The following is an 11,303-nucleotide window of genomic DNA, read 5'->3' on the forward strand; positions in this document are numbered from 1 at the left end:
CGTGCCTCGCCCCTCCCGCCGCCGCGGCACCACCGCGGCCACGCTGGTCATCGCGGCGGCAGCCGCCCTGCTGACCGGCGCTCCCGCTCCCGCCCGGGCCGCCGCCCCTCCCACCGGATTCGTCACCGTCGTGAACGCCGCGAGCGGCAAGTGCCTGGACGCCCGCGCGGCCGCCACCGCCAACGGCACCGCCGTACAGCAGTACACGTGCAACGGCACCACGGCCCAGCAGTGGCGCCTCACCGCCACGAGCGACGGCTACGTCCGCATCGACAACCGCAACGACACCAATCAGGTCGTGGACGTCTCCGACGTCTCCACCGCCGACAACGCCCAGGTGCACCTGTGGAGTTACGGCGGCGGCGCCAACCAGCAGTGGCTGCCCGTGGACGACGGCGGCGGCGCCTTCCACTTCGTCAACCGCAACAGCGGCAAGTGCCTGGACGACCCCGCCGCGTCCACCGCCGACAGCGTGCAGTTCGTCCAGTACACCTGCAACGGCACCGCCGCCCAGCGCTTCCAGGTGACCCCGGTGACCCAGAACTCCGACGACCCCGACCTCGGTCCCAACGTGGCCCTGTTCGACCCGTCGATGTCCTCCGCCACCATCCAGAGCAGACTCGACTCGATCTTCAAGCAGCAGGAGACCAACCAGTTCGGGTCCCAGCGCCAGGCCGTCCTGTTCAAGCCCGGCACCTACGACGCGGACGTCAACGTCGGCTTCTACACCCAGGTCCTCGGCCTCGGCCTGACCCCGGACGCCGTCAACGTGAACGGAGCCGTGCACGCGGAGGCCGACTGGTTCCAGGGCAACGCCACCCAGAACTTCTGGCGCGGCGCCGAGAACCTGTCCGTCACCCCGAGGAACGGCGCCGACCGCTGGGCGGTGTCGCAGGCCGCGGCGTACCGGCGCATGCACCTGCGCGGCAACCTCGCACTCGACGACGGCGGCTGGTCCTCCGGCGGCTACCTCGCCGACAGCAGGATCGACGGAAAGGTCGACTCCGGCAGCCAGCAGCAGTGGCTGACCCGCAACTCCCAGCTGGGCGGCTGGACCGGCTCGAACTGGAACATGGTCTTCGTCGGCAGCCAGGGCGTCCCCGGCACCAGCTTCCCCAACCCGCCGCACACCACCGTCGCGCAGAGCCCCGTCACCCGGGAGAAGCCGTTCCTGTACGTCGACGGCGCCGGGAAGTACCAGGTGTTCGTGCCGTCCACCCGCACCGACTCCACGGCCACCAGCTGGGCGGGCGGCAACCCGGCCGGCACCTCGCTGCCGCTGAGCCGGTTCTACGTCGTCAAGCCCGGCGCCACCGCCGCACAGATCGACGCCGCCCTCGCCGCCGGACAGAACCTGCTGGTCACCCCCGGCGTCTACCACCTCGACCGGACGCTGAAGGTGACCCGCCCCGACACGGTCGTCCTCGGCCTCGGGCTCGCCACCTTCGTCCCGGACAACGGCATCACCGCCATGACCGTCGCCGACGTGGACGGCGTCAAGATCGCGGGCCTGCTCTTCGACGCCGGCACCACCAGCTCGAAGACCCTCGTCGAGGTCGGGCCGGCCGGCTCCACCGCCTCCCACGCGGCCGACCCGACCTCCCTGCACGACGTCTACTTCCGCATCGGCGGCGCCGGCGTCGGCAAGGCGGCCACCAGCCTCGTCGTGAACAGCGACAACGTCATCGGCGACCACATGTGGATCTGGCGCGCCGACCACGGCAGCGGCGTCGGCTGGACCAGCAACACCGCCGACACCGGTCTCGTCGTCAACGGCGACGACGTGACCATGTACGGGCTGTTCGTCGAGCACTTCCAGAAGTACCAGACGATCTGGAACGGCAACGGCGGCCGCACCTACTTCTTCCAGAACGAGATGCCGTACGACCCGCCCAGCCAGTCCGCCTGGATGAACGGATCCACCCAGGGCTACGCCGCCTACAAGGTCGCCGACTCCGTCACCAGCCACCAGGCCTACGGGCTCGGCAGCTACTGCTACTTCAACGTCAACCCGTCCGTCACGGCCGCCCGCGCCATCGAGGCACCGAACAAGCCCGACGTCCGCTTCACCAGCATGGTGACCGTCTCCCTCGGCGGCACCGGCACCATCAGCCATGTCGTCAACAACACGGGAGGTCCCTCCAACTCCGGTACCAACGTGGCGAATCTCGTCCGCTACCCGTGATCCGGCGGGCGTGAGCCGCACGGGGGTGGGAAACCGGGTCCGGGTCAGTCACGTCCGGAACGACCCGACCCGCCAGGAGACCCCACCGTGTCGAACACCCGGATCGCAAGCACCGTGGCCGTCCTCGTCGTCGCCGCCGGACTGACCGGCTGCGGCGGCGAGGACGGTTCCGGCAAGGGCGGCAACGCGCAGGCGGGGCCGAGCGCGACCCCGCCCGTACGCGCGGTCCAGGACGCCTACCGCAGGACGCTGGCCGCGGACACCGCCCGGATGACCGTCACCAGCAAGGTCCTCGCCGACGGCCGGTCCCTCACCGCCCACGGCAGCGGCGTGGCCGGCCTGAAGGACGGCACCAGCCGGGTCACCCTGACCTCCCAGGGCACCACCGTCGAGCAGCGCGTGATCGACGGCGTCGTCTACCGGAAGCCGTCGGGCAAGGACCGCGGTGCCGTACCCGGCGGAAAGACCTGGATGAAGATCGACCTCCGGCGGCTCGCCGGGAAGGGCGCCACCGGGCGGTCCTCGGTCACCGACCCGGCCGAACCGGTGCGCTACCTCGAACGGGCCGGCACCGGCAACGTCACCCGCCTCGGCACCACCACCCTCGACGGCACGCGCACCACCCACTACCGCGTCTCCGTCCCCGTCTCCGTCCTCACCCGCGGCGACGCCGGACGCGCACAGGAACTGGCGCGGCAGCTCGGAAAGTCCTCCCTGCCCCTCGACCTGTGGCTCGACGGGCAGGGCAGGCTGCGCCAGGAGCGCGTCCGGCTCGCCCTGCACCCGCTGAAGCAGCGGACACCCGGCCACGAGAACGCCCAGGTGACCAGCACGACCGTGCTGCGCTTCGCGGACTACGGGACCGACGTCCACGTCACCGCGCCGCCCGCCCGGGACACCGCGGACGTCACCGACCGGCTCGCCGCGTCCGGCACCGGTGACGGCTGAGACGTGTGAGCCGCCGAGACCTGGATACGCGGGATGCACGGCAGCACCGTCCGTCGGGAGGTCATTCCTGCCATGACCAGCACACACGAGCCCGGCCACCGCTCGGAGATCACCCTCCGGGTGAACGGAAAACCGCACACCCTGTCCGTCGACCACCGGCGCGTCCTGCTGGACCTGCTGCGCGAGGACCTGGACCTCACCGGCTCCAAGAAGGGCTGCGACCACGGCCAGTGCGGTGCCTGCACCGTCCTGGTCGACGGGCGCCGCCTCAACAGCTGTCTGCTGCTCGCGGTCACCCTCGACGGCAGCGAGGTCACCACCGTCGAGGGCCTCGGCGGAGAGGGCGAGGAGCCGCACCCGCTCCAGCGGGCGTTTCTCGACCGGGACGCCTTCCAGTGCGGATACTGCACCCCCGGCCAGATCTGCTCGGCCCTCGGCATGCTCGCCGAGGCCGCGGCCGGCCACCCTTCCCACGTGACCGACCCCGCGGCACCCTCCGGCCGGCCCGTCCGGCTGGACCGGGCCGAGATCCGCGAGCGCATGAGCGGCAACCTGTGCCGGTGCGGCGCCTATCCCCGCATCGTCGAGGCGGTCGAGGACGTGATCCCGTGAACGGCTTCGCCTACGTCAGGCCCGGCAGCGTCCAGGAGGCCGTCGAGGCCCATGCGACCCACCCCGGCGCCCACTACCTGGCGGGCGGCACCAACCTGGTCGACCTGCTGAAACTCGGCGTGGAGCGCCCCACGGCCCTCATCGACGTGAGCCGGCTGCCGCTGGACCGCATCGAGGATCTGCCCGACGGCTCCCTGCGCGCCGGCGCCACCGTCCGCAACAGCGACCTCGCCGCCGACCCCCGCGTCCGCGACCGTTACCCCGTCCTGTCCCAGGCCCTCCTGTCCGGCGCCTCCGGCCAGCTGCGCAACGCCGCCACCACCGGCGGCAACCTGCTCCAGCGCACCCGCTGCCCCTACTTCCAGGACCTCGACAAACCCTGCAACAAGCGGGAGCCGGGTACCGGCTGCGCCGCCCGCGACGGCGTCCACCGCGACCACGCGGTCCTCGGCCACTCCGACAGCTGCATCGCCACCCACCCGTCCGACATGGCCGTCGCGCTCGCCGCCCTCGACGCGCAGATCGAGCTGTACGGCCCCGACGGCGGGCGGCGCGTACCGGTCGCCGACTTCTACCGGCTGCCGGGCGAGCACCCCGAACGCGACACCTGGATCCGTCCCGGCGAACTGATCACCGCAGTGCTGCTGCCCGCCGCCACGGCCGGCGTCCCCTCCGCCTACCGCAAGGCCCGGGACCGGGCGTCGTACGCCTTCGCCCTCGCCTCCGTGGCCGTCGTGCTGCGGGTCGCGGACGGCGTCGTCGACCAGGTGGGCGTCGCCTTCGGCGGGCTCGCCCACCGGCCCTGGCGGGCTAGGCACACGGAGCTGGCCCTGCTGGGCGCCCCCGCCGGCCCCGACGCCTTCGAAGGCGCCGTGGCCCTCGAACTCGCCCACGCCGAACCCCTGCGGGACAACGCCTACAAGGTGCCGCTGGCGCGCAACCTCGCCCTGGACGTCCTGAACCGTCTCGCCCCGACGCCCGCGGTGGCCTGAGCCGTCACAGGAGGACCCCATGACCGGCACCATCCTGGGTGCTCCCGCCGAACGCCGGGAAGGACGCCAGAAGGTCTCCGGCGCCGCCCGCTACGCCGCCGAGTACACCCTGCCCGGCCGTGCGTACGCCTGGCCCGTGCCCGCCGCCGTCGCCCGCGGCCGGGTCACCGCCGTCGACGCCTCCGCCGCGCTCGCCCTGCCCGGTGTCCTCGCCGTCCTCACCCCCGGCGACGCACCGCGCCTCGCCGAGCCGGAGGACGCCACGCTCGCCGTCCTGCAGAACCCGGACGTACCGCACCGCGGCTGGTGCGTGGCCCTCGCCGTCGCCGACACCCTGGAGACCGCACGCGCCGCCGCCCGCGCGGTCCGCGTCAGCTACCGGACCGCACCGCACGACGCCGAACTGACCCCGGACCACCCGGACGGCTACGAGCCGGCGGAGGCCAACGGCGGCTACCCGGGCCGCGTCCGGCAGGGCGACCCGGAAGGCGCCTTCGCCGACGCCGACGTCCGCGTCGAAGCCCTCTACCGCGTGCCGCCGCTGCACAACCACCCCATGGAACCGCACGCCAGCACCGCGCACTGGGACGGCGACCGGCTCACCGTCTGCACCTCCACCCAGGGCGGTACGGTCGTCCGCTCCGTCCTCGCCCAGCTGTTCGACCTGCCCGAGGACTCCGTCACCGTCGTCTCCGAACACGTCGGCGGCGGCTTCGGCTCCAAGGGCACCCCGCGCCCCGACGTCGTCCTCGCCGCCATGGCCGCCCGGCGCACCGGCCGCCCCGTCACCCTCGCCGTTCCCCGCCGCCACCTGCCCACCGTCGTCGGCCACCGCGCCCCCACCCTCCAGCGGTTGCGGCTCGGCGCGAGCCCCGACGGCCGGCTCACCGCCCTGCTGCACGAGGTGACCACCCACACCTCCCGGGTGAAGGAGTTCGTGGAGCAGGCCGCCGTGCCCTCCCGGATCATGTACGCCACCCCCCACCTGCTCAGCTCCCACCGGGTCGTCCCACTCGACGTGCCCAGCCCGTCCTGGATGCGGGCCCCCGGTGAGGCGCCCGGCATGTACGCCCTCGAATCGGCCATGGACGAACTCGCCGACGCGCTCGGCATGGACCCCGTGGAACTGCGCCTGCGCAACGAACCCGACCGCGAGCCCGGCAGCGGCAAACCCTTCAGCAGCCGGCACCTCGCCGAATGCCTGCGCGAGGGCGCCCGCCGCTTCGGCTGGGCCGACCGCGACCCGCGCCCGGGCAACCGCCGCGAGGGCCCGCTGCTCATCGGCACCGGCGTCGCCGCGGCCACCTACCCCACCATGGCCGTCCCCGCCACCGCGACCGCCCACGCCCTGCCCGACGGCACCTTCGCCGTCCGCATCAACGCGACCGACATCGGCACCGGGGCCCGTACCGTCCTCACCCAGATCGCCGCCGACGTCCTCGACGTGCCGCTGGACCGCGTCCGCACCGACATCGGGCACAGCGACCTGCCGCCGGCCTGGGTCGCCGGCGGCTCCATGGGCACCGCCTCCTGGGGCTGGGCCGTGCACGAGGCGTGCGCCGAACTGGCCTCCCGGCTGGCCGCCCACACCGGACCGCTGCCCGTAGAGGGCGTCGAGGTCCGCGCCGACACCACCGGGAAGGCCGACGCCGACAGCCCCTACGCCCGGCACGCCTTCGGCGCCCACTTCGCCGAGACCGCCGTCGACACCGTCACCGGCGAGGTCCGCGTACGCCGGCTCCTCGGGATCTTCGCGGCCGGCCGGATCCTCAACGCCCGCACCGCACGGTCCCAGTTCACCGGTGGCATGACCATGGGCCTGGGCATGGCCCTCACCGAACACAGCACCATGGACAGCGCGTTCGGCGACTTCGCGGAGGCCGACCTCGCCGCCTACCACGTGCCCGCCCACGCCGACGTGCCCGACATCGAGGCCGACTGGCTCGACGAGGACGACCCCCACCTCAACCCCATGGGCAGCAAGGGAATCGGCGAGATCGGCATCGTCGGCACCGCCGCCGCCGTCGGCAACGCCGTCCACCACGCCACCGGGATCCGCTTCCGCGAACTGCCCCTCACCCCGGACCGGATCCTCACCGCCCTGCTGTCCGAGGGATGACGGTGACGGGCCCGGCCTGGGAGTACGACGGCTACCGGCCCGAGGAGGAGCGGCTGCGGGAGTCCCTGTGCACCCTCGGCAACGGCTACTTCGCGACCCGGGGAGCGCTGCCCGAGTGCACCGCCGACGCCGTCCACCACCCCGGCACCTACGCCGCCGGCTGCTACGACCGGCTCACCTCCGAGGTCGCCGGACGACGGGTCGAGAACGAGGACATGGTCAACCTGCCCAACTGGCTGCCGCTGCGCTTCCGCCCGGCCGGCGCCGACTGGCTCACCCCGGACACCGTCCCGGTCACCGACCACCACCAGGTGCTCCACCTCGACCCCGGCCTGCTGGAACGCCGTACCCGCTACCCCCTCGGCACCGGCGGCTCGCTGCACGTGCGCCAACTGCGCCTCGTCCATCTGCACGACCCCCATCTCGCCGCTCTGCGCACCGAGTTCACCGCCGAGGGCGACACCGTCGACCTGGAGGTCGAGTCCGCGATCGACGGCGAGGTCACCAACTCCGGTGTGGCCCGCTACCGGGACCTCGACGGCAGGCACCTCACCCACGTCCACACCGGCACCGCCGCACCCGGCACGGTGTGGCTGCGCTGCCGCACCCGCACCTCGGACATCAGTTTCGAACTCGCCGCCCGGCTGACCGCCGACGCCCCGGTCACCCACGCCGGCGAAGGCCGACGGGCGGTCCAGCACGTCCGGTTGCGCCTGCCGCCCGGCCGTACCGTCACCCTCGACAAGACCGTCGCGCTGCACACCTCCCGCGACCCCGCCATCGGCGACCCGCTGCGCGCCGCGGTCGACCGGGTCCGGGACGCGCCCGGCTTCGACGAACTGCTGGAGACACACGCGGCGGCCTGGGACCAGCTGTGGCGGCGCACGGCGCTGGAGGTGCCCGGCGAGGCGGGCAGCATCCTGCGCCTGCACCTGTTCCACCTGCTGCAGACCCTCTCCCCGCACACCGCCGACCTCGACGTCGGCGTCCCCGCGCGCGGACTGCACGGCGAGGCCTACCGCGGGCACGTCTTCTGGGACGAACTCTTCGTCCTGCCCTACCTCAACCTGCACCTGCCCGAGGTCTCCCGCGCCCTGCTCCGCTACCGCCACCGCCGGCTGGACGCCGCCTGCCACGCCGCCCACGAACTCGGCCGGCGCGGCGCGCGGTACCCCTGGCAGAGCGGCAGCGACGGCCGCGAGGAGACCCAGCAGCTCCACCTCAACCCGCGCTCCGGGCGCTGGCTGCCCGACCACTCCCGGCTCCAGCACCACGTGGGCTCGGCGGTCGCGTACAACGTGTGGCAGTACTGGGAGGCGACCGGCGACCTCGACTTCCTGCACGGCGAGGGCGCCGAGATGCTGCTCCAGATCGCCCGCTTCTGGGCGGACTCCGCCGGCTACGACCCCCACCTCGGCCGGTACCGCATCCGTGGCGTGGTCGGTCCCGACGAGTACCACGAGGCCTACCCCGGTGCGAGCCGGCCGGGCCTGGACGACAACGCGTACACCAACGTCACCGCCGCCTGGGTGCTCACCCGCGCGCTGGAGCTGCTGAGCGCCCTGCCCGAGCCGCGCCGCCGCGAACTCACCGAGGCCGTCGGACTGGCCGAGGACGAGCCCGCCCGCTGGGAGGAGGTCTCCCGCACCCTGCACGTCCCCTTCCACGACGGGGTGATCAGCCAGTTCGAGGGGTACGCCGGCCTCGCCGAGCTGGACTGGGACGGCTACCGGAAACGGTACGGCGACATCCGCCGCCTGGACCGGATCCTGGAGGCCGAGGGGGACACCGTCAACCGGTACAAGGCGTCCAAGCAGGCCGACGTGCTGATGCTCGGCTACCTCTTCGCCCCGCCCGAACTGAACTCCCTGTTCGACCGGTTGGGCTACCCGCTGGACGAGCGGACCTGGACCGCGACCGTCGACCACTACCTGCACCGCACCAGTCACGGTTCCACCCTCAGCGGCCTGGTCCTCGGCTGGATCCTGGCCCGGGCCCGCCGGACCGACGCCTGGGCCTTCGTCCAGGAGGCGCTGCGCGGCGACATCGCCGACCTCCAGGGCGGCACCACCGGGGAGGGCATCCACCTCGGCGCGATGGCCGGCACGCTCGACCTCGTCCAGCGCGGGCTGACCGGCCTGGAGACCCGGGGCGGCGCCCTGCGCCTGGACCCCGTCCCGCTGCCCGAACTCTCCTCCTACGGCTTCGCCATCCGCTACCACGGCCACTGGGGCGTCCACCTGCGCCTGCGCAGCGGCCTGCTGGAGATCGCCGTACCGGCCTCCGGCCGTGGCCCCATCGACCTCCGCCTGCGGGACCTGGCGGTGGGAGTACGGCCGGGGGAGACGGCCCGTCTGGTGCTCCCGGAGTAGTCCCTCAGCCGTCTCACGGCTACCCCCTGGCGTCCCGAATCTGACGTGCCGTCACGAGAGGAAGATCACTGCGGTGGACGCGGTCTTGGCCGCGCACGCGTCTCGCGGTACGGTCTGTCCGATATCGACGACGGCGAGACGGAAGCCGGTGGGAATCCGGCACGGTCGCGCCACTGTATGCGGGACACCCCTCGGGGTGGTCCGCCGAGTCAGACCCGTGGCCGTCGTCCTGTGCACCACCGAGATGGGACGCGAACTCCCAGAGGAGGCCCTGCCATGGCGCAGACCGTCGCCCAGCCGACTGCCGACACCCCCGCCGTTCCCGCCACGCTGCCGCTGAAGGCGATAGCCCCCTGGGCGGTCTTCTTCGGCGTCCTGATGCTCGTCCTGCTCTACTTCGTCGGCGCCGAGCAGGGCGCCACGTCCGTGTTCAACGGCACCGACGTCCACGAGTGGGTGCACGACGCCCGCCACCTGCTCGGCTTCCCCTGCCACTGACGCGAGGGACGCCGCGCACCATGAACTCCGCAACGGTAAGAAACCTCCTCGTGCGGGGCATGCTCGCCGGCCTCGTGGCCGGCGTGCTCGCCCTCGTCGTGGCCTACCTCCTCGGTGAGCCGAGCGTCGACCAGGCGATCGCCTTCGAGGACGCCCACTCCCACGAGCACGAGATGGAAGTCGTCTCCCGCTCCCTGCAGTCCACCGCCGGCCTCGCCACGGGCGTCCTCGTCTACGGGGTCGCCTTCGGCGGCATCGCCGCGCTCGCGTACTCCTTCGCGCTCGGCCGTGTCGGCCGCTTCAGCGCGCGGGCGACCGCGCTGCTGCTGTCCGGCTGCGCGCTGGTCGCCGTGTACGTCGTGCCGTTCCTGAAGTACCCGGCCAACCCGCCGTCCGTCGGTCAGCCCGAGACCATCGGCAAGCGGACCACCCTGTTCTTCCTGATGATGGCCCTCAGCGTGCTCCTCGCGGTGGGCGCCACCATCCTCGGCAAGCGTCTCGCGCCCCGTCTGGGCAACTGGTGGGCGACCGTCGTCGCGGTGGCCGCCTTCGTCGTCGTCATCGGGCTCGCCTACGCCTTCCTGCCCGCCGTCAACGAGCTGCCCGCGCACTTCCCGGCCCGCCTGTTGTGGCGGTTCCGGCTCTCCACCCTGGCCATCCAGACCGTCCTGTGGGTCGGATTCGGTCTGCTCTTCGGCGAGTTGGCCGAGCGGCAGCTGAACCCCCGGCCGGCCAAGGCATCTTCCGGACGGACGGTTCCCGCCCCGCACTGACGGTCCCGGGACACCGGACGCCCGTTCGGAACGGGTGTTCGCGCCGCGCGGCGGCGACGCTGCCGCGCCGGCGCCGGGGAGGCAGCCTCCTGAGCCACGGCGACCGCCCCGGCTCAGCAGGCGGCGGCCGCGTCCGGTCCGGCCGGCGGCTGACCGAGCCGCAGATTCCACCGTCCGGCCCGGCCGCTCAGTTCCGTCGCCGTCAACGGCGGCACGTCCAGCCGCCAGAAGGCGGCCGCGGGCAGCCCGAGGACGTGCACGACCGCGGCCCGTACGACCTCCGGCTCGACCACGGCGAGGGTGCGGCCGTCCGTGCCCTGTACGGCGTCCAGCCACCGCCCGACCCGTTCGCACAGCTCCCGCACCGACTCGCCGCCGTGGGGCGCGGATCCGGCGTCGGTGAGCCAGCGGCCCACGGCCTCCGGTTCGGTGGCCCCCACCTCCTCCAGGGTGCGGCCTCGCCAGCGGCCCGCGTCCAGACCGGCCGGCGCCGAGTCCCGCGCACCGACGAGGCCCAGCGCCTCGGCCGTCTCCCGGCAGCGCACGCTCGGTGAGGTCAGCACCCGGCCGGGGGCGCGCAGGTGCCCGGCGGCGGCGCGGGCGCGGGCCGCCCCGGCCTCGTCGAGCGAGTCGCCGTCGTCGAAGCGGGCCCGCCGCATCGACGGGCTCGTCGCGGGCGAGACGAGGGTGACGCGGCTGGTCACGTGCCTGTTCCTCCTGCTGCCGTCCCGGATTCGAGCGCCGGGGCCGGGTACCGGGAGCGACCCGGCGGTCCCGCCGCGAACCTAACACCCGCCCCGAGGA

9 protein-coding genes and 1 riboswitch are annotated in these 11,303 nt (G+C 73.4%); of the genes, 8 read left to right on the plus strand and 1 reads right to left on the minus strand.

Annotated features, from left to right (window positions below; translation table 11 throughout):
* Nucleotide 1: 1 nt before the first annotated feature.
* The 8 genes from ACF08B_RS01860 (at nt 2) to ACF08B_RS01895 (ending at nt 10,499) form a co-directional block, all read left to right on the plus strand.
* On the plus strand, nt 2-2,185 hold the full coding sequence (locus ACF08B_RS01860; protein WP_392315562.1) for an RICIN domain-containing protein: 2,184 nt from the start codon (nt 2-4) through the stop codon (nt 2,183-2,185).
* 87 nt (nt 2,186-2,272) lie between these two features.
* On the plus strand, nt 2,273-3,133 hold the full coding sequence (locus ACF08B_RS01865; protein ID WP_392315563.1) for a hypothetical protein: 861 nt from the start codon (nt 2,273-2,275) through the stop codon (nt 3,131-3,133).
* 72 nt (nt 3,134-3,205) lie between these two features.
* Nucleotides 3,206-3,745 carry a 2Fe-2S iron-sulfur cluster-binding protein gene (locus ACF08B_RS01870; RefSeq protein ID WP_176985488.1) on the plus strand — a complete coding sequence of 180 codons (540 nt, stop codon included), beginning with the start codon at nt 3,206-3,208 and terminating at the stop codon, nt 3,743-3,745.
* On the plus strand, nt 3,742-4,737 hold the full coding sequence (locus tag ACF08B_RS01875) for an FAD binding domain-containing protein (RefSeq protein ID WP_392315564.1): 996 nt from the start codon (nt 3,742-3,744) through the stop codon (nt 4,735-4,737). Before ACF08B_RS01870 ends, ACF08B_RS01875 begins: the two co-directional genes overlap by 4 nt.
* Nucleotides 4,738-4,756: 19 nt before the next feature.
* Nucleotides 4,757-6,856 (plus strand): xanthine dehydrogenase family protein molybdopterin-binding subunit, encoded by a 2,100-nt coding sequence (locus tag ACF08B_RS01880; protein WP_392315565.1) that lies wholly within the window; start codon nt 4,757-4,759, stop codon nt 6,854-6,856.
* Complete coding sequence (locus tag ACF08B_RS01885; protein ID WP_392315566.1) at nt 6,853-9,228, plus strand: glycoside hydrolase family 65 protein; 2,376 nt, start codon at nt 6,853-6,855, stop codon at nt 9,226-9,228. The genes ACF08B_RS01880 and ACF08B_RS01885 overlap by 4 nt, the downstream gene beginning before the upstream one ends.
* Before the next feature lie 94 nt (nt 9,229-9,322).
* Nucleotides 9,323-9,468: riboswitch (cobalamin riboswitch) on the plus strand.
* A 36-nt stretch (nt 9,469-9,504) separates the two neighbouring features.
* On the plus strand, nt 9,505-9,726 hold the full coding sequence (locus ACF08B_RS01890) for a CbtB-domain containing protein (protein ID WP_093472862.1): 222 nt from the start codon (nt 9,505-9,507) through the stop codon (nt 9,724-9,726).
* Nucleotides 9,727-9,746: 20 nt separating this feature from the next.
* Nucleotides 9,747-10,499 (plus strand): CbtA family protein, encoded by a 753-nt coding sequence (locus ACF08B_RS01895; protein ID WP_392315567.1) that lies wholly within the window; start codon nt 9,747-9,749, stop codon nt 10,497-10,499.
* 113 nt (nt 10,500-10,612) lie between these two features.
* Here ACF08B_RS01895 and ACF08B_RS01900 read toward each other — a convergent pair whose 3' ends face one another.
* The gene (locus ACF08B_RS01900) at nt 10,613-11,203 is read right to left on the minus strand and encodes a histidine phosphatase family protein (protein ID WP_392315568.1); all 591 of its coding nucleotides are present in this window, start codon (nt 11,201-11,203) and stop codon (nt 10,613-10,615) included.
* Between the last annotated feature and the right edge of the window lie 100 nt (nt 11,204-11,303).

This window comes from Streptomyces sp. NPDC015139, from assembly GCF_043079785.1.
In the GTDB taxonomy this organism is placed as follows: domain Bacteria; phylum Actinomycetota; class Actinomycetes; order Streptomycetales; family Streptomycetaceae; genus Streptomyces; species Streptomyces albidocamelliae.